Consider the following 21,330-nt stretch of genomic DNA (forward strand, 5'->3'; position numbering starts at 1 on the left):
CCTCCCGGATCCTTTACCCCGCCAAGGTCGTGCCGCGCATAGAGCTGCGCTCTCACGGGTTCTTAAATCTATGCCGGGAAATGCCGGATTATTTCACTTTTACGCAATCTTTGCCCATGATGCTTTCAATTTGGCCGAACAGCTCGGGGGAGGGCTTGACCGTGTAAGGACCGGTCAGCTCGATCACCTGCTTCGTGCGTTCGTAGAACAGGACGACCTTGAGCGGGCCGGGGTGCGACTGGAGCAGCGTTTTGAGCTGCTCCAGGCTGTACGGCGTCTCGAGGGCCGCGCCGATCTTGACGAACACCCGCTGGGCGCTGCCTGCGGGTGCTGCCGACGCCGCGCCGCGGGGCGCAGTCGGCCGCCGCGGGCCGCGCGCTGCGGCGCTGGCGCCAGCGCCGGCGGCGGCCGCTTGCGGCTGCGCCGCCGGCGGAGCCGTGCGCGCGTGCTGCGCGCGCTGCGCCGCCGGCGCCGCGGCTGGGGCGGACCGTCGCTGCTTCAGCCGGAGGAGCCGATCCATCGGCTCCTCCAGCGGAAGCAGCTGGTCCGCCAGCAGCTTGGCGTCCTCGTCCTGCTGTTGGAGTTTTGCTCTCAGCAGGACGAGGCGCCCTTTTTGCGCCAGGGCGGAGGCCTGTTTCCAAGTTTCGGGAAACAGGACGACCTCGACCTTGGCGATGCGATCCTCCAGCTCGGCGAAGGCCATCGCCTGCCCTTTCCTGGAGACGATCGTCTTAAGCGAGACGATCATCCCGGCGACCGTCACCTCGGCGCCGTCCTCATATTCCTGGAGCAGATGCAGCGGATCGGGCTCCAGTTCCTTCAGGGCCTCCTCATAAGCATCGAGCGGATGCCCGGAAAGGAACAGGCCGAGCAGCTCGCGTTCCATCTCCAGCTGCTGCATCGCGCTGAACGGGCGGATGTCCGGATACTCGATCGTCCAGTTGATCTGCTCCTCGAAGCCTTCGAGATAAAGCTGGAACGCTTCGCGTTCCTTGCGCCATTTGACGGCAGCCTCCAGCGTTTCCTCAAGCATCGCGATCAATTGGGCGCGGTGGCCGGGAAGCGAATCCATCGCGCCGCCGTGGATCAGCGACTCGATCACCCGCTTGTTGCATACGCGCAGATCGACGCGCCGGCAAAAATCGAGCAAATCCGCATACGGGCTCTCGCGCCGCTCTGTGCGGATCGTATCGATGGCATGAGTTCCGACATTCTTGATCGCTCCCAAGCCGAACCGGATCGCCCCAAACATAGGCGCCTCATGTCCGCGCGCTCTATTTTCCGATTGTCCTGCAGCTCCCGCGGCTACCAAGCCTTGGCGGGCCTCGTCCGCCGCCATTGCTGCAGACCCGGTTCCTCCCGCCCATCCGGCGCTCCCGCCTGCTTCAAGCGGGGCCGCAGCCCGCCTCTGCCCAGCGTTCTCCACCGGCGTAAAAGCGACGCCGCTCTCGTTCACATCCGGAGGAAGCACCGGAATCCCCATCCGGCGGCATTCGTCGACGTACTCGGCCGTTTTCCTGTGGTTGCCGACTACGGCGGTCAGCATCGAAGCCATAAACTGCACCGGAAAATGCGCCTTCAGGTAAGCCGTCCGGAAAGCGAGCACCCCGTATGCGGTCGCGTGCGCCCGGGGGAAGCCGTAATCCGCGAACCGGACGATCATGTCGTACACCTTGTTCGCCTCTTCCTCCGTGTACCCCTGATCTGCGCTGCCGGCCACGAAATGCGCCCGCTGCTCGTCCAGCACTTCGCGCTTTTTCTTGCTTACGGCGCGGCGCAGCAAATCCGACTCACCCAGCGAAAATCCCGCCATTCTGGACGCGATCTGCATAATCTGCTCCTGATAGACGATGATGCCGTAAGTATCGGCAAGAATCGGTTCCAGATCGGGATGCGGATATTCCGCCTCAATCTGCTGGTGCTTGGCGGCAATATATTTCGGGATAAATTCCATCGGTCCCGGGCGGTACAAAGCCAGCACCGAGACGATATCCTCAAATTCCGACGGCCTCAGCTCCTTGAGCACCCGCCGCATGCCCGCGGACTCCAGCTGGAATATGCCGGTCGTATCCCCTTTGCTCAGCAGCTCATAGGTCGGTTCATCGTCCATCGGAAGGTTCTGAAAATCAATCGCAACCCCATACTGCTCTTCGATCCAGCGGACCGTCCTCTGAATGATCGACAAGGTCCGCAGGCCGAGAAAATCCATTTTGAGCAGGCCTATGGATTCCAGGTTCTCCATCGAATACTGCGTCAGCGCGGTCTGCTCCGAGCCTTCCTGCAGCGGAACGTAGCGGGTGAGCGGCTCACGCGAGATGACGACGCCCGCCGCGTGCGTGGAAGCGTGGCGGGGCATGCCTTCCACCTTCATCGCCATCTGCAGCAGCTCCGCGGTGCGGGCGCTCCGCTCGGCCAGCGTTTTCAGGTCCGGATTCAGCTTTATCGCCTCTTCCAAATTATGGGCTCCGTAAGGAATCATTTTGGCCGCCTTGTCCACTTCGTTATAAGGAACGTTCAGCGCCCTTCCGACGTCGCGGACAGCCGCTTTCGCGGCCATCGTCCCGAATGTGATGATCTGGGCCACATGCCCGGAGCCGTATTTTTGCACGACGTAATCAATGACCCGGTCCCTGTCCTCGTCGCTGAAATCGATATCGATATCGGGCATCGACACCCGCTCCGGGTTCAAAAACCGTTCGAACAGCAGCCCGAAACGGATCGGGTCGACGTCCGTGATCTTGAGCACGTATGCGACCAGACTGCCTGCGGCCGATCCCCGTCCGGGACCTACCGGTATCCCGTTCTCATGGGCATACCGGATGAAGTCCCAGACGATCAGAAAGTAATCCGAATAGCCCATCCGGTCGATGACATCCAGCTCGTACCGGAGCCTGTCCTCCAACATTTTGCGGTGCGGTTGTTCCTCCCAGCCTGCAGTTTGGGAATATCTGTCCCACAAGCCTTTGCAGCACAAATCCGCCAAATAGTCCGCCGCTGACTGCCCGTCAGGCACAGGCTTGAACTCCGGCAGGATAGAGCGGCCGAATTCCAGCTCCAAGGAGCAGCTGTCCGCCACTTTCAAAGTGTTCGCCAGCGCTTCCGGAACATGGGGAAACAGCCGCTCCATCTCTTCCGCGCTCTTCAGGAACATCTGGTTCGTCGAGAACTTCAGCCGGTCTTCGTCCTCTACCGTTTTGCCCGTGCCGATACAGACGAGAATGTCCTGCACGGGTTCGTCCTGGGCCGCGACATAGTGCACATCGTTGGTGCAAATGAGCGGGATCCCGGTCTCTTCCGACAGCTTGATCATCGCTTTCATTACTTTTTTCTGCTCCACAAGGCCGTGATCCTGGATTTCCAGATAAAAATGCTCCCCGAAAATGCCCCTGTACCGCTCGGCAGCCGCCCTGGCTTCTTCCTTCCGGTCATACAGCAGATGCTGGGAAATTTCGCTTCCGAGACAGGAGCTGAGGCACACCAGCCCTTCCCCGTACAGGGCGAGATGCTCGTGGTCGATGCGGGGCTTGTAGTGGAAGCCTTCCAAATGGCCAATCGAACAAAGCTTCATCAAATTCTGGTAGCCGGCCATATTTCTCGCGAGCAGAATCAGATGGTAGATAGGCTGCTCCTGCCGTGTCCCTTTATCTCTCAGCGAACCGGCGGTGTAGTACATTTCACACCCGATGATCGGCTTGATCCCGCGGGCAGCGCAGGCTTTGTAGAAAGGAATGGCGCCGTACATGACCCCGTGATCCGTGAGGGCCAGCGAAGTCATGCCGAGCTCCGCCGCCCTCTCCACCAGCTGGCTGGTCCGGGCCGCTCCGTCCAAAAGGCTGTATTCGCTGTGAACGTGCAGATGCACAAACTGGCTCATGTTCGTTCTCCCTTCATTTTCCCGGCTGCTGCCCGCGGGGTTTCTTAAAATTATTTTATCATAATAGAACATAGATTCCCATATACATATAGCAATGAGTGTGCAATCTAGGCAGCCGCTTCATGTGGAAATGGACTAGCCTTGTGAAAGAAGGGATATCGATGCCGATTAATTTTATAGCCAAAATGGCGCTGGATTTTTTTGTAGCCTTTGGAGTTGTGCTTGGCGGCAGCCTGCTGGGCGGGATCGGCGCGGTGCTGATCCTTCAGCCTCCGACAGAAACGATGCTGCGCATCTCCGAACAGATCAAGATATGGGCCATGGTCGCGGCCATCGGCGGCACGATCGATCCGATCCGGGTCATTGAATCCAATTTCGTGGAAGGCCATCTGTCCCCCGCCGTAAAGCAAATCCTGCTGATCGTCTGCGCTTTTATAGGCGCTTCCATGTCCTGTTCGCTGATTCAATGGATGTGCAAAGGCGGCGGACAGTCTTGAGGGTGCCTCCTTTCGAACGATACCGCAGACTGATGCAGGGGTCGGGTCTTTTTCTGGTCGGGGTGATTGTCGGCTGTGCATTATTCCTGGCGGTTAACCGCCGTACAATCGATTTGGTCTATACCCGGAACCTGGAACTGCAAGCGCAAATAGAGATTTTGCATAAAGAAATGAAACTGCTCCACAAAACCAGCAACAGAGCCGGAGTGATCAAAAAGCTCGATATCCGCGTGCTGCAGGGGGGCAAGAACACGATTGACAAAGGGACGGAGCAGGAGCTTAGGAGAAGGGTAAGGGACGATCTCAGCATCGTTCTGGGACGCGATAGCGCCGCCTTCGGGGAGAGCTATCCGCTCTATGAGAAGCTGATCTCCGGGAAAGTCTACCATGGCATACTCGAGAAAAATTACACCGTGACGGTACGGACGATGATGCTTGTGCAGACGGAACTGATCGTGTGGATTAACGCCGATGTATTCAAAGGGGTGGAGCCTTGAGGAAAACGTTTGATTTTGCCGTCCGAAATCGATAAAGTAGAAGCAAAACCTCCAAAGGATGATCCCATTGCTTCAGACGATTCAAACCGCACTTTTTCTAATTATCTGCCTATCCGCAGGCGTCTCCGTCTATTACAGCTTCAAATACAGAAGGCAGCAGGAGCCCAAGCTTCGCGGGACTTATGCCGCCAAGATGAATATCGCGATGGGCATGATGCTGGTCGCTATCGCGGTGACGCAGCTGTTCTTTTTCTCGGATTCCAATACCAGGCGCATGTTTGGCACGGTGTGTTTTTTGCTGGGGCTGTTCAATTTGTTTGCCGGTATCCGCAATTTCGGCTTTTATACTCGGCCCAGGCGGTGACCGCTACCCTTCGATCATTTGAGCCGTGATCAGCGCTTTGCCGACCAGCGATCCGGCGTGGAACACTTCGACATCGATTTTGCTGAACTTGCGGCTGGATTCGAGAATTTTGGGGCAGATCTGCACCTGGCTTTCGATGTGCACGGGCTTAAGGTAATAGGTGGACTGGTTATCCATGACCATGTCACCTTTTTTGTGCTCCTGGACCACGTGGTATGCGGCTTGGGTCATCAGTGTGGTGAGCACGCCTTCGGACACCGTGCCTAGGTGGTTCGTCATCTGCGGGGTAATCGTCCCTTTATAGATCAGCCGGCCCTGCTCGTCGGTCGCTTCCTCAAACTGGGACCAGATCAAGTCCTCGAACGTTTCGCCGTTCTGCGGCTGCTTCTGGATATACTGCATAGCTTTCATCACATCGTTCCTGGAAATGACGCCGAGCAGCCTGCGGCTTTCATCGACCATGGGCAGCAGCTCGATCCCTTCCCAGATCATGAGATGGGCCGCCGATGCCACCGGAGTGTGGGGCGAGACGGTGAGCGGATTGCGCTTCATCATCTTGTCGATCGTCTGGTCGGGGGTTGCTCCCACCATATCTTTGGGGGTGACGATCCCGATCACCCGGTTCCGCTCGTCCACGACGGGAAAGCGGCTGTGCCCGGTTTCGTCGGAGAGCAGCCTCCATTCGGTCAAGGTTGAGCCTGGACTTAGCGTGCTCACCGGTGCGCCGGGGGCGATGATGTCCTCAACGAGCATAATTTTCTTCTTGATAAGCCGGTCGTAGATGGCCCTGTTGATCATGGAAGCCACCGTATACGTGTCGTAGGAGCTTGAAATGATCGGAAGCTGCAGCTGGTCCGCCAGCTTCCGGTTCTCGTCATTCGTGTGGAAGCCGCCGGTGATGAGCACTGCCGCACCATGCTCCAACGCAAGGCTGTGGGCCTGGTAGCGGTTGCCGATGATCAGCAGGCTGCCCGGCTCGATATAACGCAGCATCGCGTCCTGTTCCATCGCTCCGATAACGAACTTGTGCAGCGTTTTGCCCATTCCGCCTTCGCCGCCCAGCACCTCTCCTTCCACTATGTGAACGACTTCGGCAAAAGTAAGCTTATCGATGTCCTGCCTGTGCTTGCGCTCCACCCTGACGGTCCCTATGCGCTCCTTGGTAGATACCAGTCCCCGGTTCTCCGCCTCTTTAATTGCGCGATAGGCCGTGCCTTCGGACACTTTCATTCGCTGGGCGATTTTCCTTACGGAAATTTTGGAACCGAGCTTCAAGTCCTCGATATATTGAAGAATGTTTTCGTGTTTAGTTATGGAATCATTGCTTGTCCGGTCCAAACCGACACCCCGTTCATAAACTGTACTACTATTTTTATTATAATCTGTATTAGAACAGAGCACAAGCAAGGTATGCGGCAAAACGAGGAGTCGGCGAAAAGAGAGGTGGCGGTGAAAAGTGCAGTGTAAGTATAACGGTCACGGGAATACGGATCGTCAGTTGGATGGCAGCTGCTTCTGCGGGAGTGAGCACAACGCCTCTATTACAAAAACGTGCAGCGATGGCTGCTAAAAGTTACGCCGCTCGTTTTTCATTGTATGCTCGTGCAATCCGCTACCGAAGGAAATGACTCGAACCCGAGGCCAGGTTTACACCCACAACTCCCGCAATAATAATGAAGATGGACAATATTTTTAACAGCGTGATGTGCTCGTGGAAAACGTAGAACCCGACAATCGCGATTAGCGCTGTTCCGAGTCCCGACCAGATTGCATAGGCTACACTGATGTCGATGGTTTTTACTGCAAAGGTCAAAGAGGTCAAAGAGCAGCCGTAAAGGACAAACATGATGATCGAAGGAAGCAGATTGGTAAAGCTCCCTGAAAACTTCATCGTTATCGTCCCGGCCAGCTCAAATACAATCGCTAAAGCTAAAAACAACCAGCCGATCATTATTCATCATTCCATTCATTTTATTCAGGTACGCGAAGGGGGTGCGAAAACTATTGCAGGCATCCGGCATGCTTCAGGCAGCCAGCGTGCTTCAGGCATCCGGCGTGCTTCAGGCATCCGGCGTGCTTCACGTGTCCTGAATGCCTGGGCATGCTTCTTCATTCGTTCACCGCTCCATCTTGCATGTCTGTCTGTCAAGCAAGTACGCTGAGTTGGCTGAAATCGGTGATCATAAAGTCAGCTTGCTTCAAACGGATTTCGGGATCCGCGTTTAAACCGATCGTTACGGCAACTCCAGCCGCTCTTCCCATCTGCATATCCCCGTTCGTATCTCCAATCACGGCCACTCTCGAGGGTTCAATCCCTAATCTTTCACAAGCGAGTCTTACCATCTCCGGATCCGGCTTTCCCTCCGTCACCTGGTCGTCTCCGATGACATCCTGAAAATAGTGCAGGGCATTCATCCATGTCAAATGCTTACGAGCCTCAGCTGTATCGTCAGCAGTCACCACACACAGAGGAATTCGGGATAACACGCATTGTTCGAGGAATGGCAGCAGTCCCGGCGTAGGGACTGCCGGACGTGTTCGTTCGATTTCCTCATTCGCTTTATCGCGAAAGCCGCGGATAACGGTGAGGGATTCATTCCATGGCAAGCCGTGTTTGTAAAGCTGCCAGGCGAGAATGCCTTCCACTTCGGGAATCGAAGCTATCGATAAAGGGCCCTGCAGATCGTAGCCGGCGAGCTGCCCCAGTGAATCATATTGAGTGCCGAGAAGCTTGCCCCTGAATTCACCCGAAATGTCGCCGCCCAAAGCGGCCACCCTGTTGCAAACCTGATCGCTCATCAGTTTGCCCCATACGCCCCACAGCCGCAAAAATTCCAACAGCGTTCCATCCTTATCAAACAGAATCCCTTCGATGGAAAACTGCTGTTGTTGAACGGTCAAAACCGGCATTCTTGCCCCTCCTATTATGCATATTGCTTTAAATCCTCGCAAGCGGCCTGCAGAATATTGTGTTAAGTGATGACTATAAAATCCAAGCCTTGCGAAACCGCCTGCTCATTGAGCTCCGCCGCCGTTTGCTTACCGTCCTACAGAACCGGTTTCCTCTGCGGAAAGAGCAAGAACCAAGATGCTCCATTTGCCCTCCGGCAGTTTTCTATAACGTTAAAATAGAAAGCCAGATGCGCGAGTTGATCGCTGCATCCGGCTTTTTTTAAGCTCGCGCTAAAAGAGAAAAGATGCGTCAAAGACACCGTCATCTCCTACTTGCGGAACTGAAACAATTTACGGCGCCCTTGGACGGCTTGCTCCATCTGCCACGCTTTCATGCGTTCCACCTGCGCCATTCTTTGTTTCATCTCCGCGTCCACACCGAGCAGCTCATGCAGATGCGCAGCGATAATGAGCAGCGCCAGGCAAATCCACAAAATCCCGAAAATCGTAGGCGCCGTCAGCCCTTGTCCAATTTCCAACTGGGGCAGCGCATAAATCAGCATTCCCAGTGCAACAGCCATATAAACCATATTTTTGGTACCTTTCACGGCCCTCACTCCCCCATCTGACTACTTGTACATTCTATTTTATTAGCCTGGGAGAGAAAATATGATCGCTTTTTCAGTCAGCCGGCTTGACCGTCAGATTTGCTGTTAACGGGATACCCTACGCTTAAACTGCTTTTGGCCTGTTCTGTACACAATCATCGCGAGCCAAGGAACGGCAAGGGTCACAACAAACCCGAGCAAGGACATCAGCAAAAATGTATGCTGTGCAGCATGGTCCGTAAATTTCAGGTTCCACGCGGTAAGAACCATCGGATGGATGAGATAAATTCCGAAGGAAACACCGGCTAAAGCATTCAGAACACGGTAAACTCCGGGCATCCGGCCCGGCAGCCGGCTTCCCGCCAGTATAAAGCACAGAAGCGCAGCGCAGCAGTACATGAAGTACACCAGGTCATACCAGTAGCCGGGGAAAAAGAATTCAAACCGATTCAGCAGGAACATGCCTGAGTAAACGATTCCCGCAGCGGCAAACAGCGAGTAAACCGCCGTTTTATGCTTGCCCAGCCATTCGTGGATGGCACGGTAGTGCAGTCCGATAAAGCTGCCGACCGCAAAATAACCGAAATAGGTCGCACAATACAGATAGGCGTGCTCAAGAGGCTTCTCCAGCCGGTACCTGTACACGTACACGGCAAGCTGAATGGCAACACCTGCGACGGGCAGCAAGACCCTGAAGCTTCTAAACTTGTGCACGAGCGTCATCAGCAAAGGAAAAAGCAGGTAAAACTGAACCATAATGACCAGATAATACAAATGGTACTTCGCTTCTCCCCACAATACCGTTTCTCCAAAACGGTCGAAATTGAGCTTGAACGCCTTCGGGTCATATACCCAGGCCTCGTACAAAGTGTAGATAACCGTCCAGATCAGATAAGGGATTACAATCTGGCGCACTCTTTTTATCCAAAACTGTACGGCCTGCCGGCCGCACCAATCTCCGTCATACCTGTAAAAAAGCACCAGGCCGCTCAGCGCGATAAACAGCGGCACGGCAAAATAACTGATTTTGTTCGCCCATAAATAAGCAAGTCCGGACAGCCCCGTCTGCGGGAGGGTAACTGTCCCCTGCGCGGTGACGTGGATAACAAGCACCGCGAGAATCGCGAGCGCCCGGACCACACCCAGTTCCGTCAACTTCTGCTTTTTTATTCCCTGTCACCTCTTTTTGTCTATACAAGCGTGCAGTGGATTTGAATGAAACTTAAAGGGACTGTCAGAGTTCCAACAGCCCCCGATGATTTACAATACTTCCCTGATCGGTTCCGTAATAATTCTCTGAATATCGTCCATGATGACGGAAAGCCTGTTTTCTGCTTCGTACATTTGACGGATGAGCGGGTTGGAATTAACCGCCTGATACAGCTTGTCCATATTTTCGGATGTTTCCGGGGAAAGGCTTTGTCCCGAAACCAGCTGCTGCTGGATGTCGTATTGGCGTTTTCTGAAGTCGTCGAACATCTCTTTTGTCTGCGGATCTTTTTCAATTTCGGCTCTGTATTTTTTAATGTCGCTTATTTCCTGGCTTGCTTTAAGTGCTTTCGCCAAATCGTGGGCAATGTCGTGGATATTCAACTGATGATCTCTCCTTTAATTAAAGCAAGTGTCAATGCACCCTCTATTGTGCCAGAATTCGCTTCATGAATCAATGAGCTTCTTCATTTCGTCATTTTCTGCCCGGCAAAACGTTTTCCGCTTTATTTTCACCAAGAGTTTTGGGCTTTCATATGATGGAGTAGTCAATTGGCAGTCAGAAACAGGTATCTGCGATGCTGGAAGGAGGTTCATGAATGAATATCAGAGCCAAATTAAAAATTCAGATCCAAAGCGCCAGCAGCTCCCTTACAGACCAAACGATCATGCTCAGCCAAACTTTTATGAAAAAATGCAGGATTCCGTCGGGGGAAACGGTCCAGTTGCAGTTCGGGTCCATGAAGCAGGAGGTAAAAGCCGTTCCGTCCGCCCACCCATCCTTGCTTAGAATGAATGTGAGCCTGGCCGGCAGGATGCAGATCGAACGCGATATGGAGCTTTGCGCAAGCTGCCAAACCGGTTCCCGGACGTTAAGGCTCGGTCCCATCATCGGCGTGCTGGTTTCCCGCGTCCATACACACACTCCGGATCGTCCGTTCGGATCTACGACTTCGTTTTGCAAAGAGTTGACACAAGCCTGTTCCAATTATGGAGCCTTCGTCTTCTTCTTTACTCCGCAGGAATTGAAAGAGGGTTCCCAAGCGATCAGCGGCTACACCTTTCATCACGGATGGAAGAAAAAAACCTTTCCCGTGCCGAATGTCGTCTATAACCGCCTGACCTCACGCAAGCTGGAGAATCTCCAGGCCGTGCAGCATTTTATGAGTGAAGTCAAGGAAAAGCATGGCGCCGGCGTGTTTAACGAAAAATATTTGAACAAAAATGAAGTCTTCGACGCTTTAAACAACGAGCGCGGCCTTCATAAATATTTGCCTGAATCCCATATGCTCCAAAGTTATGCAGTACTCAAAGAAATGATGTCAAAATATGATTCCGTGTTCCTGAAGCCGATCACCGGCAGCTTGGGTAAAGGAATTATCCGTGTCAGCCGTGGAAACGGTTCTTACATTTGCCACGTAACCCGGGAGGACGGCGCTAAACGTACGTCATTCGCCAGGTTACGCCAGCTCTACTCCCGGCTGTCGGGAAAAATCAAGCAGCGGAACTACCAAATCCAACAAGGGCTATCCTTGATGTCCGTAGACGGAAGTCCGGTGGATTTCCGGGTGCTGGTGCAGAAAAACGACAAAGGGCAGTGGAGCGTGACATCGGCTGTAGCACGGATTGCGGGCAAGCAGCATTTTGTATCCAATATTGCCAAAGGAGGCCGGTTAAGCTCGGTGAATGATGCCACGTCCAACTCGGATCTGGAGGCCGGCGCCAAAACCGGTTACTCCCCGAAGCTGCGTAGGGCCGCTCTGGAGATCGCGTCAGGCATCGAAAAGTATGTCGACGGCCATTTTGCCGAGCTGGGTGTGGATTTGGCCATAGACCGGAGCGGCAGGATTTGGCTGCTTGAAGTCAATTCCAAGCCTTCCAAGGACGATAATTCCTCCACCTCGGGGGGAGAGAAAATCCGGCCGTCCGTAAACAAAACCGTAACTTACGCCCGTTACCTGGCGAAGTTCTAGAGGTGGTCCATAATGGCTTCATCCAGGAAAAACATCAGCGTAGGCATCATGACCGCCGCATCCCCTGGCCTTCCGCCCTTCGCCAGCCAAAAGTTTTACAGCCGGCTCTGCAGGGAAGGCAGCCGTCTGGGACTCTATGTTTTTGTATTCTCTCCAGCCGATATCCACTGGGAGGCCGGCCATGTCACCGGCTATGTTTATTCCGGGAAAACCTCCGGATGGGAGCGGCGATTGTGCCCGTTCCCTGATTTTGTGTATGACCGCTGCTTCTGCACAAACGGGAGCCAGTTCAACGAATACGCGACCCAGCTGCGCAGAATCCGCAGGGAACCCGGCATCCGGCTGCTCGGCAGCGTACTCAAAGGCAAAGCCGATGTGTACGCGGCGCTTGCAGCGGATGCCGAAATCAAGCCCTGCCTGCCTTATACGATTAAGCTGGAGAAGCAGGCCCTGCTCACCTGGCTTCAGCGGCACGATGCTGCCTATCTTAAGCCAGAAGCCGGTTCCCAAGGCAAAGGAGGCCTCTTGGTCGAGAGGCGCTCCTGCGGAGAGCCTTCCGAGGATAAATATTCGGTCAAGGGAAGAGATTTTAACAACCGGCAAATTGAGATCAGCTTCCGGGACTCCCGGGAGCTGCTGGGCTGGCTGCAAGCCTTCACCGGACAACGCCGGTATTTGCTTCAGCCCTTCCTGCAGCTGACCGACTTCTGGGGGGAGCCGTACGATATACGGGCGCTTGTGCAGAAGGACGGCACCGGAGGCTGGACGCTGACGGGATTCGCCGCCAGGAAAGGCGCAGCAGGGGGAATCACTTCCAACCTGCACGGCGGAGGGACCGCTTGGGAGGCAGCGCCCTTTCTGCAGAAGCTGTTTGGCGCGGATGAAAGCTCCGCTATCCTGCAAACATTAAACCGTTTATCCGCCAAAATCCCCCCCTTGCTTGAGCAGTCCTTCGGCAGGCTGCTTGAGCTCGGCATCGATTACGGCATTGACCGGAGCGGCCGGATCTGGATTCTGGAAGCCAACTCCAAACCAGGCCGCTCCGCATTTGAGCATCTGCCCGATCAGCAAATCAAAGCCTGTTCCGTGGTCAATCCGCTCCGGTATGCCCGCTATCTGGCTGACCGGACCTTATCGAATAGAGTGATTTTAGGAGGCTACCCATGAGTTTGACTACCTGCACGATCCATGCCGCACAGCGTACGGAAAAAGCGGTTTTTTTATCCTCATCCTTAATCAAGGCTCTAAAACTTGGCAAAGCAAAGACCGTCTCCCTGAAGCTGGGCTCGAAATCGGTAACGGTTCAGGTCAGAGCGGTAAAAAGAATAGGCAACCAGATTCATATCCCGGTCTCCATAATGAACTTGTTAAAAATACCGAAAACCGGAGCCTGTTCAATCCAGAGCGATTCCATAAACGAAATCCGGCTGGGCCCGCTGATCGGCGTGCTGACCGGTTCCGGGCCCAACGCATTCATCAAATCCTTTGTGCAGGCCTGCGCCAAAAAGTCCATCCCCTTCGCCTTTACTCCTTCGGATGTGAACTGGCAGCAGGAGACGATAACCGGTTATTTTATCCATCAGAACGGAGGCTGGTCAAGAAAAACCGTCCCGCTGCCCGATATCGTCTACAACCGGCTGCACAACCGCAAAGTGGAAGCCACGCTTCAAATCAACGAGTTTAAAGAAAGGTTCGTGCGAAGGAATATTCCGCTTTACAATTGGAGTTTTTTTGACAAATCCGACGTTTACCGGCTGCTGGAAGGGGAGGAGGCCCACAAGCATGTGCCCGATTCGATTACCAACCCAACCGCCGCGGAACTGAAGGAAATGCTTGAAAAGCACAAATTCGTTTATTTAAAGCCGACGGGCGGGAGCCTGGGCATCGGAATTTACCGTCTGACCTATGCGCCCGAACGGGGATATTTTGCAAGATACCGCAGCGGCAGCAGAAATGTGCTACTTCGGTTCAACAAATTCAGCGACTTGATGAAGCTGTTCAAAAATAAATCCATATTCAACCAGTATGTGGCGCAGCAGGGCATCCGGCTGGTTGAAATCGATTCCTGCCCGATCGACTTCCGTTTCCATATGACCAAGAACGGAAACAACGAGTGGATCGTCGCTGGAATCGGGGCCAAGAAGGCTGGTAAGGGAAGCGTAACGACCCATATCCGCAGCGGTGGCGTGCTGATGACGCCGGAACAGGCGCTGAAGCAAACCTTTGGCCCCAAAGCCGAAGCCGTGCTCGACAACGCCAAAGAAACCGCCGTGATGCTGGCGCAGCAGATCGAGAAGAACAACAAATATTTGCTGGGTGAGCTCGGCTTCGATCTTGGGATCGACCAGGATGAGAAGGTGTGGATGTTCGAAGCCAACGCCAAACCGGGGCGCTCTATCTTCAAGCACCCCTCCTTGAAATCCCAGGGCAGGGAATCGATTGAGAATCTGGTGGATTACTGCCTGTATTTAAGTAAATTCCGCGTGAGGAGGGACTCCTGAATGGGATTCACCTACCACGAGCACATCGTACCGGCAATGGCGATCCTGACCGTGGATGACGGGGCGGGGTTGTTCAAAGGGAATCAGGAAAATTTTATCGACCTGATCCGGACCGGGCAGCAGCATGGGCTGTTGGTGTATGTAGTGACAGCCAAAGAGTTTTCTTTATCCGTCCCTCATTTGAACGGGTTTCAATACAATTTTCTGAACAGCAAGTGGTACCGCACGAGCGTTCCTGCTCCCAAGGTGGTATATAATCGCGTTCCTTACCGCTCCCAGGAACAGCTCCCCGAGGTGCAGCAGGCCATACAGGCTTGCATGAAGAGCAGTTCGGTGAAACTGTTCAACCCTTGCTTTTTCAATAAATGGACATTGTTCGAATGGCTGAATAAATCCAAAGCGACGAAAAAATATATCCCTTCCACTCATAAACTGACGGATGCCGAGACGCTGGAGAATCTTTTGCAAAGCTACTCCTCCGTATATCTGAAGCCGAGCAAAGGCAAAGCGGGCAAAGGGATTATGAAGCTGGAACGCAGAAGCGGCAATCACAAAAGAAGAGAGTTCCGGCTGTCGATACAGGACGGCAAGCTAAGCCACATTTCCAGCTACCCTGACATTCGCAGCGTCTGGAACCGTATCAAATTACTGCAGATCAACACAGAGGATTATATCGTCCAGCAGGGGATCGATCTGGCGTCTTATAAGCAAAGGCCGTACGACCTGCGCGTCCTCATGCAGAAAAACTCCGCCGGAAGATGGAGATTATCGGGCATCGGAGCGAGAGTGGCCGGCAAGCTCAGCATTACGACGCATGTCCCGAGAGGCGGTATGATCGATGATCCCGGCAAGCTGCTCACTTCCTCCTTCGGCGTCAGTGACGCCAAACGCGTACTGTCCCGGACGAAGCAGGCCGCACTGCTGATAGCCAAGCAAATTGAAAACTCCTGCGGCAACACCTTGGGCGAAATGTCCATGGACCTCGGCGTCGACCGGGAGGGGCAAATCTGGTTTTTTGAGGCGAACTCCAAGCCCATGAAGTTCGATGAGCCTGACATACGGAAAACCTCATTGGAACAGATCATAAGGTACAGCCTTTTCCTGTGCAAACAAAAGCGAAAGAAGACTGGGGTAAAGACTGCCGAAAGAAAAAGAAGGTGACCAGCCTTGGCCAAAGCACGACTCGGGGTATTAGCCGTATATTTAAACGGCAATAAGCTGGAGGAAATTTCCTATTTCAGGAAGCTGTGCCTGCAGGGAAAAAGATATGGAATCGAGGTCTTCGTTTTTACTCCTGACGACGAGGCTCCGGAGGAGGGCACCGTGAACGCTTTATACTATAATGCCTTATCCTGCGAATGGGTGAGGAAACGTATCCGCATTCCTTCCCTGGTCTATGACCGGGCCCGTTATCAGGGTGCCGAGATGTCGGCAAAAGTAAAAGACTTCCGGGAAAGGAACTCCCATATCGACTACTTGGGGAAGCCGCTTGCCAATAAGTGGGTCATGCATGGAATTTTAAGCGATTGCGACAAACTGACGCGGCATATACCGAAGACGTGCAAATACAGCAGCGGGAAGGACCTGAGCAGCTTTCTTCCGGGCCACAGCCTGCTCATTCTCAAGCCGATCAACGGCACCGGTGGAAGGGGAGTGCTCAAGCTGCATCGCCTCTCCAAACAGGAATATATTGTACAGGGCAGAGACCCGCAAAGAAACATGCTCCACCCTCGCAGAATGACCGAGCGGCAGATTACAGCCCAATTAAAAGCATGGGGATTGTCCGACAAATATGTCATTCAGCAAGGTATTCCTTTGACCCTTTCCGATGGGCGGGTCCACGATTACCGCCTTTTGATCCAGAAAGACAGAAGCGGAAAATGGGACATCACCGGATGCGCGGGCCGGATCGGGCCGAAGCGCAGCATCACATCCAATCTGCATGGCGGAGGCGCCGCCGTTCCTCTGGAAACATTGCTGAAGCGCACATTCAGTTCCGAAGAAAGGATCGGGAAGGTGATCGGCAAGCTGAATAAATTAGGCTTTGATACGGCGGAGTATCTGGAGACCAAATTCGGCCATTTGTGTGAGCTGGGTATCGACATCGCCGTCGATCCTTCAGGCCATCCCTGGATTCTGGAAGTGAATCCGAAACCGTCCCGGGAGATTTTCTACAGGATCGGAGAAACGGAAACGTACAAGAAGGCCATTTCAAGGCCGCTGGAGTACGCGGCTTGGCTGCTGAAGCAGAAAAAGACAAAGGAGACTTCGTCTTAGGAAGCCTCCTTTGTTTTATTCCTTAAACGAGCACGGCCAGCTCGCTGAACTGTTGAATGATCCGATCCGCGCCCGCCAGCTCGTCTTCCTTCCCGAACCCTGCATAGCGGCAGCCGACCACCTCCAGGCCGTTGCCTTTACCCGCTTCCACATCGGAAGAACGGTCGCCTACCATCCAGGCCGTCTTCACACCGTGCTTTTCCAGAAGTATCCGCACCAGATCCACTTTCGTTTTCGTTTTGTATTCTCCCGCGCTGTAAAGCCCATCAAACAAGTGAGCCAGGCCCTTGCTGTGGATGACGCCCTTTACGTACGACTCCAGGCCGTTGCTCGCAACAAACAGGCGGATCCCCTTCCTGTGCAGCTGATCCAAAGTTTCCTTGACTTCAGGATATAACAGTCCCTGTCCCAGCCTTAACCCCTGATCTTCAAAATATTCCAACAGCTCGTCCGCTCTGCGATGCGCTTCCGGTGAAGCGTCGGGAATGACCTGCTTCCAAATTTGCTCCAGCAGCATGCCCAGGCAGCCCAGCATTATCGAGACGTCGGGCGTTTCTCCGGTGTGCAGCCGTTCCTCTCTCAGCTTCTCGAAAGTGGCATGGTAAGCAGGCACGAGCAGCGTTTCCGTCTGAAACAGCGTGCCGTCCAAGTCAAAAATCATAGCCTCTGGCGCGACTTTGTTCACAGTCATTCTCACGGTTCTCCCTTGTTTTTGTATATGTTCACACTATTACCCATATTAGCATACATCGCCGCATTTAGCCGCACAAAAATCTATGCAGCAAAAGTGAGGCAAGCTTGGCCGCTGTGGTAAACTTGGCAGCCACATAGAAATACAGCAAAGCCAAGAGCCTCATGGAGGAGGCTCTTGGCTTTGCTGTATCTATGCATATTCCGGAAGCTTATTGCTGTCTGTGCTCCCAGAAACGCTTCACGGCCGGGATGCTGCCGATTCCTACTGCGATCATAAAAGCTACGGCCATAGCGCCCATGACGAACATAAACCCGGAGGTGACAATGATCGAGGCCAAACCTACCTCCGTTAGTCCGATCACTACCGCCAGCACTACAATAACAGGCTTCATGAATCCTTTAAAAGGGCTCTGTGCGCTGAGTTTGCGTTCAACCAATTCTCCAAGAAAGATTCCCGCATAGATAATAATCGCCGCAAGCACCAATCTGGGAAGCAGTACCATCAAGGCCGCCGCTGAGCTTGAGATAAACTGCAGTCCGAGCAAATTCGTTGCTTCGACCAGAAAGAATCCGAATACCAACACCGAAATCAGGCAGCTGATCCAATGGGTAATAGAAGATTTGCTTCCGGCGATGGAATCTTTGGAAAGAGCTTCCTCTGCTGCTCCCGGCGAAGCCGACAACGGCGTGCCGTCCGCGTTCAACAAATCCGGTTTCGTCCGGATGGAAGGCAGCAAACGAGCCAGCTTCTCATCTATCTTAAGCGGGGACAGAAAGGTGAGCGCCAGATTGTAGACGATCCTGGCAATCAGATACCCTACATAGATCAGCGCTGCCGCGATAGCAATCCGCGGAATCCAGGACATCACAGTATCCAGAACGCGCTGGGCGGGTTCCTGAATCGCGTTGATATGAAGCAGGCCCAATGCTTGTACCGCGAGAGGGAACAGGATGAGGAAATACACCGTGCGGCCCAGAATCACCGGCGCATTCACTTCCGGTCCTGTCCATCTTTCCAAATTCAGGGAACGGGCTACCTGTTCCGTCAAAGTGGCGACGAATTTCGCTATAAAATGTCCGATTATAACTAAAATAAGTGCAGCCGCAATCATCGGCAGATAATTTATGATCAAGTTCACAACCATGCCGATCGGCTCGGAGATGGCCCTGATCTGCAGCGCATCCAGGATGTTGGGAGCAAACAGCAGAAGAATGAGCGCATACATCAAGCTTCCAGCGACATCTTTATACTGGGCGAGATAGGGAACGGCCCGCTTGGCGGTTTCCGTGCCCAGCAAGTACTGTACCGTCCGTTTTGCGATTGTAGCAATAATATGAGCGACGGCGGCAAGCAGCAGGGCGCCAAGCAGCAGAGGAACATAGGCCGTAATGCCGTTAATGATGCCGACGAACGGATTCAGGATGAAACTGAATCTGAGCAGCTCCAATACAATCAGCAAAGTAACGAGGACAAGGAAGCCTCTTACTACCGAGCCAATCACAGAGCTGAGGCTCATATTCTCGGGAAAATATACTTTCCCGTGATTGTCCAAAGAAGTTCTCGCCAAACTTTTGTGTATCGCTTTCCCCGCAAACTTGGCGACCGCCAGTCCCACGAAGAGAACGAGCAACCCAGCCAGGATTCGCCATACCCCGCCATTGTTCATAAGAAAGAAATTCCAATCGTTTACACTATTGTCCATCTGTTGATCTCCCTCTCCTCGACATATACTTTCCTATACTGAATTACCCGAGTACACACAGATGAAACAATCCCTGAATGAATACCTTCAAGCTTGGAACAAAAAGGGAAAAATACGCACTGGAATTAAGCCATTTTTGTGCTCTGAAGACCTTCCAGGATCCGGGGACCTGCCGCAGTTAGAATTCAGCCGCTATTGTCCAGCCGCCCTCCAACCTGCCGGTCTTAGCGCCAAAATACGGTCGGTCCTGAAAACACGCGGGGCTCCATGGGTTAGACAAAAGGCTTTCACCTGATTTCCTTCTATGCTGCGAATTTCGATGTACCTCTGGCTGAATCGGTTATGCCTGTCTAAATAGACGATTTCCACCCTTCTGCCAACCAAGCGAAGCAGTGACTCCTTCATTAGAACACCTCCCGGATTTCCCTGTAAAACGAGTCTAAGTATGACGGCTTTATCTGCAAAACACTCGTTGAATCCCGATAAACAGAACACTTGTTCTTATTATATGCAAAAAAAAGCGGAACGGCAACTGTTACTTTTTGCCTATCCGCAGGAATCGTTTTCTTTCTTGGCCGGGGGCTTGGGTTCCATCTGCTCGAGTTCCGCACACAGCTCATGCAGCCAGTCGTAATCGCCCGTCATCGAGGCGAGCAAGGATAAATTCTCGATTCTAAGCTTCTTCCAAATATGCGTTGCGTTTGCCTCCAGACAGAGATTGAGCTCATCCTGTTCCTCATCCGTCAGCTTCCTCCGTTTTCTGGTCGTCCAGAGCTCCGCCATTCTTTGATATACTGCCTGCATCGTAATCACCCGTCCTGTTCTGAATTCGCCTATAGTACCCAGTATTACAAAATTTGGCGAAAATATAACACAGCGGGGAAAGCTTTTATGCATGCCTGATTTCTTCAATCCCGTTCATATATTTGCGGAGTGCCAGAGGAATATACACCGTCCCGTCCGCTCTCTGGTGGTTTTCCAACAAAGGAATGAGGATCCTGGGCGCAGCCACCATCGTATTGTTAAGCGTGCAGCAGTACTGCAGCCTGCCCTCTTCGTCACGGTAACGGATGTTCGACCGTCTGGCCTGAAAATCGAGCAAAAGAGATGACGAATGGGTTTCCCCATAGCTTTCCCGGCTGGGCATCCAGGTTTCGATGTCGTACTGCTTGTAATTTTTCTGCGAGAGATCCCCCGAGCATACAGCGACCAGCCGGTAAGGCAGCTCCAGCCGCTGCATAAACTCCTCGGCATTTTCCGTAATCTCCTGCAAAATCGCCTCCGCTTCTTCCGCATCGTTCCTGCATATAATCACCTGCTCGACTTTGGCAAACTGGTGCACCCTGTACAGGCCGCGCACATCCCGCCCTGCCGAGCCTGCCTCTTTGCGGAAACAATACGACGCCGCAGCCAGCTTGACGGGCTTCGATACATCGATCACTTCACCGCTGTAATAAGCGACCAAAGGGACTTCCCCCGTGTCGATCAGCCACTTGTTGTCCTCTTCGCCGATCCGGTACGTCTGATCCTCGCCCAGAGGGAAAAATCCAGTATGGAACATCGCTTCCCCGCCGGCCATATGCGGCACTTCAAGCAGAGTAAATCCGCGCTCATGCAGCATATCCAGCGCAAGCTGCTGGACGGCGCGCTGGAGATAGACCCCGGCTCCCTTCAGATAATAATTCCGGGTGCCAGCCACCTTCACTCCTCTCGGTATGTCGATCAGGCCCAGCCTATCGCCGAGCTGCACATGATCCTCCGCCGGAAAATCAAACACAGGAGGCTCGCCCGCCCTTTTGATCTCCACATTATCTTTATCCGACTCTCCGGCAGGTGTATCCGGCGACACCAGATTGGGCACCAATGCCATCTCACGCTGATAGCGCTGCTCCGCCAGAGCCAGTTCGCGTTCCAAGGGTGCGGCCTGCCCGTTGATCCTCTTTACCTCCGCCCGGATCCGCTCGGCCTCCTCCAGTTCTCCCGATTTCACCTTTGCGGCTATATCCTGCGACTTCCCATTCCGCTCCCCGCGCAGCTCTTCAACGGTATGCATTAATTGCCTCCTGCGCTCATCGAGCAGCAGCACTTCTTTGATCGAGACCTTCAGCTTTTTTTGCTCGGCTGCCGCTTGCAGCTCCTCCGCATGCTCCCTGATAAACCTGATGCTTAACATAGCACCGTCTCCTTTTTTATATTTCTAAAAAACACAAAAAGCGCCCTCATCCGATTGGGACGAGGAGCG

General features: G+C 53.6%; 20 protein-coding genes. 8 read left to right on the forward strand and 12 right to left on the reverse strand.

All coding sequences use genetic code 11. The annotated features are described in order from the left end of the window. Positions 1-88: 88 nt before the first annotated feature. The gene (locus tag ACZ5N7_RS09655; protein ID WP_464659051.1) at positions 89-3,874 is read right to left on the reverse strand and encodes a DNA polymerase III subunit alpha; all 3,786 of its coding nucleotides are present in this window, start codon (positions 3,872-3,874) and stop codon (positions 89-91) included. A 161-nt stretch (positions 3,875-4,035) separates the two neighbouring features. Here ACZ5N7_RS09655 and ACZ5N7_RS09660 point away from each other — a divergent pair, with 161 nt between their 5' ends. From ACZ5N7_RS09660 to ACZ5N7_RS09670, 3 genes are read left to right on the forward strand one after another with little or no spacing between them, the layout of a single operon-like run. Beyond that, the gene (locus tag ACZ5N7_RS09660) at positions 4,036-4,371 is read left to right on the forward strand and encodes a YtrH family sporulation protein (protein ID WP_464659218.1); all 336 of its coding nucleotides are present in this window, start codon (positions 4,036-4,038) and stop codon (positions 4,369-4,371) included. Between the two features lie 2 nt (positions 4,372-4,373). After that, on the forward strand, positions 4,374-4,868 hold the full coding sequence (locus ACZ5N7_RS09665; protein WP_464659220.1) for a hypothetical protein: 495 nt from the start codon (positions 4,374-4,376) through the stop codon (positions 4,866-4,868). A gap of 58 nt (positions 4,869-4,926) precedes the next feature. Beyond that, the gene (locus tag ACZ5N7_RS09670) at positions 4,927-5,232 is read left to right on the forward strand and encodes a YtpI family protein (RefSeq protein ID WP_464659052.1); all 306 of its coding nucleotides are present in this window, start codon (positions 4,927-4,929) and stop codon (positions 5,230-5,232) included. Between the two features lie 3 nt (positions 5,233-5,235). On the opposite strand, the gene ACZ5N7_RS09675 is transcribed toward ACZ5N7_RS09670, so the two are convergent. From ACZ5N7_RS09675 to ACZ5N7_RS09700, 6 genes are all read right to left on the reverse strand, one after another. After that, complete coding sequence (locus tag ACZ5N7_RS09675) at positions 5,236-6,570, reverse strand: DRTGG domain-containing protein (RefSeq protein ID WP_464659054.1); 1,335 nt, start codon at positions 6,568-6,570, stop codon at positions 5,236-5,238. Between the two features lie 274 nt (positions 6,571-6,844). Then, positions 6,845-7,180, reverse strand: a complete 336-nt coding sequence (locus ACZ5N7_RS09680) for a DMT family transporter (RefSeq protein ID WP_464659222.1) — start codon at positions 7,178-7,180, stop codon at positions 6,845-6,847. A 197-nt stretch (positions 7,181-7,377) separates the two neighbouring features. Next, positions 7,378-8,142 (reverse strand): HAD family hydrolase, encoded by a 765-nt coding sequence (locus tag ACZ5N7_RS09685; protein WP_464659056.1) that lies wholly within the window; start codon positions 8,140-8,142, stop codon positions 7,378-7,380. A gap of 311 nt (positions 8,143-8,453) precedes the next feature. Next, the gene (locus tag ACZ5N7_RS09690) at positions 8,454-8,732 is read right to left on the reverse strand and encodes a hypothetical protein (RefSeq protein WP_464659058.1); all 279 of its coding nucleotides are present in this window, start codon (positions 8,730-8,732) and stop codon (positions 8,454-8,456) included. A gap of 105 nt (positions 8,733-8,837) precedes the next feature. Continuing rightward, the gene (locus ACZ5N7_RS09695; protein ID WP_464659060.1) at positions 8,838-9,887 is read right to left on the reverse strand and encodes an acyltransferase; all 1,050 of its coding nucleotides are present in this window, start codon (positions 9,885-9,887) and stop codon (positions 8,838-8,840) included. Between the two features lie 105 nt (positions 9,888-9,992). Continuing rightward, on the reverse strand, positions 9,993-10,325 hold the full coding sequence (locus ACZ5N7_RS09700) for a YlbF family regulator (RefSeq protein WP_464659062.1): 333 nt from the start codon (positions 10,323-10,325) through the stop codon (positions 9,993-9,995). Between the two features lie 215 nt (positions 10,326-10,540). Between ACZ5N7_RS09700 and ACZ5N7_RS09705 the strand changes: the two genes are divergently transcribed. Genes ACZ5N7_RS09705 through ACZ5N7_RS09725 form a run of 5 tightly spaced genes read left to right on the forward strand, consistent with a single transcriptional unit; the run spans position 10,541 to position 16,692 of the window. Further along, positions 10,541-11,914 carry a YheC/YheD family endospore coat-associated protein gene (locus ACZ5N7_RS09705; protein WP_464659063.1) on the forward strand — a complete coding sequence of 458 codons (1,374 nt, stop codon included), beginning with the start codon at positions 10,541-10,543 and terminating at the stop codon, positions 11,912-11,914. 12 nt (positions 11,915-11,926) lie between these two features. Next, positions 11,927-13,081, forward strand: a complete 1,155-nt coding sequence (locus tag ACZ5N7_RS09710) for a YheC/YheD family endospore coat-associated protein (protein WP_464659065.1) — start codon at positions 11,927-11,929, stop codon at positions 13,079-13,081. Beyond that, entirely contained in the window at positions 13,078-14,415 is a 1,338-nt protein-coding gene (locus ACZ5N7_RS09715; RefSeq protein ID WP_464659067.1) for a YheC/YheD family endospore coat-associated protein, read from the forward strand. The genes ACZ5N7_RS09710 and ACZ5N7_RS09715 overlap by 4 nt, the downstream gene beginning before the upstream one ends. Then, entirely contained in the window at positions 14,416-15,576 is a 1,161-nt protein-coding gene (locus tag ACZ5N7_RS09720) for a YheC/YheD family endospore coat-associated protein (protein WP_464659068.1), read from the forward strand. Positions 15,577-15,582: 6 nt separating this feature from the next. Continuing rightward, positions 15,583-16,692 (forward strand): YheC/YheD family endospore coat-associated protein, encoded by a 1,110-nt coding sequence (locus ACZ5N7_RS09725; RefSeq protein ID WP_464659069.1) that lies wholly within the window; start codon positions 15,583-15,585, stop codon positions 16,690-16,692. A 22-nt stretch (positions 16,693-16,714) separates the two neighbouring features. Here the strand turns inward: ACZ5N7_RS09725 and ACZ5N7_RS09730 are convergent, their stop codons facing one another. The 5 genes from ACZ5N7_RS09730 to serS all read right to left on the reverse strand — a co-directional run bounded on the left by ACZ5N7_RS09730 (position 16,715) and on the right by serS (position 21,261). Further along, positions 16,715-17,383, reverse strand: a complete 669-nt coding sequence (locus ACZ5N7_RS09730; RefSeq protein ID WP_464659070.1) for an HAD family hydrolase — start codon at positions 17,381-17,383, stop codon at positions 16,715-16,717. 211 nt (positions 17,384-17,594) lie between these two features. Next, positions 17,595-19,088 carry a mechanosensitive ion channel gene (locus ACZ5N7_RS09735; RefSeq protein ID WP_464653984.1) on the reverse strand — a complete coding sequence of 498 codons (1,494 nt, stop codon included), beginning with the start codon at positions 19,086-19,088 and terminating at the stop codon, positions 17,595-17,597. A 192-nt stretch (positions 19,089-19,280) separates the two neighbouring features. Then, positions 19,281-19,493 carry a hypothetical protein gene (locus ACZ5N7_RS09740; RefSeq protein ID WP_464653985.1) on the reverse strand — a complete coding sequence of 71 codons (213 nt, stop codon included), beginning with the start codon at positions 19,491-19,493 and terminating at the stop codon, positions 19,281-19,283. 141 nt (positions 19,494-19,634) lie between these two features. Further along, complete coding sequence (locus tag ACZ5N7_RS09745; RefSeq protein ID WP_464653986.1) at positions 19,635-19,892, reverse strand: DUF7667 family protein; 258 nt, start codon at positions 19,890-19,892, stop codon at positions 19,635-19,637. An 85-nt stretch (positions 19,893-19,977) separates the two neighbouring features. After that, positions 19,978-21,261, reverse strand: coding sequence for a serine--tRNA ligase (serS, locus tag ACZ5N7_RS09750; RefSeq protein WP_464653987.1), 1,284 nt, complete (start codon positions 21,259-21,261; stop codon positions 19,978-19,980). Positions 21,262-21,330: the final 69 nt, after the last annotated feature.

The sequence above is a fragment of the Paenibacillus sp. JCM 18996 genome (genome assembly GCF_055392555.1).

Coding starts and splice junctions, on each gene's coding strand:
- ACZ5N7_RS09655 (WP_464659051.1), bottom strand. CDS start 3,874: ATGAGCCAGTTTGTGCATCTGCACGTTCACAGCGAATACAGCCTTTTG.
- ACZ5N7_RS09660 (WP_464659218.1), top strand. CDS start 4,036: ATGCCGATTAATTTTATAGCCAAAATGGCGCTGGATTTTTTTGTAGCC.
- ACZ5N7_RS09670 (WP_464659052.1), top strand. CDS start 4,927: ATGATCCCATTGCTTCAGACGATTCAAACCGCACTTTTTCTAATTATC.
- ACZ5N7_RS09685 (WP_464659056.1), bottom strand. CDS start 8,142: ATGCCGGTTTTGACCGTTCAACAACAGCAGTTTTCCATCGAAGGGATT.
- ACZ5N7_RS09705 (WP_464659063.1), top strand. CDS start 10,541: ATGAATATCAGAGCCAAATTAAAAATTCAGATCCAAAGCGCCAGCAGC.
- ACZ5N7_RS09710 (WP_464659065.1), top strand. CDS start 11,927: ATGGCTTCATCCAGGAAAAACATCAGCGTAGGCATCATGACCGCCGCA.
- ACZ5N7_RS09715 (WP_464659067.1), top strand. CDS start 13,078: ATGAGTTTGACTACCTGCACGATCCATGCCGCACAGCGTACGGAAAAA.
- ACZ5N7_RS09720 (WP_464659068.1), top strand. CDS start 14,416: ATGGGATTCACCTACCACGAGCACATCGTACCGGCAATGGCGATCCTG.
- ACZ5N7_RS09730 (WP_464659070.1), bottom strand. CDS start 17,383: ATGACTGTGAACAAAGTCGCGCCAGAGGCTATGATTTTTGACTTGGAC.
- ACZ5N7_RS09735 (WP_464653984.1), bottom strand. CDS start 19,088: ATGGACAATAGTGTAAACGATTGGAATTTCTTTCTTATGAACAATGGC.
- ACZ5N7_RS09740 (WP_464653985.1), bottom strand. CDS start 19,493: ATGAAGGAGTCACTGCTTCGCTTGGTTGGCAGAAGGGTGGAAATCGTC.
- ACZ5N7_RS09745 (WP_464653986.1), bottom strand. CDS start 19,892: ATGCAGGCAGTATATCAAAGAATGGCGGAGCTCTGGACGACCAGAAAA.
- serS (WP_464653987.1), bottom strand. CDS start 21,261: ATGTTAAGCATCAGGTTTATCAGGGAGCATGCGGAGGAGCTGCAAGCG.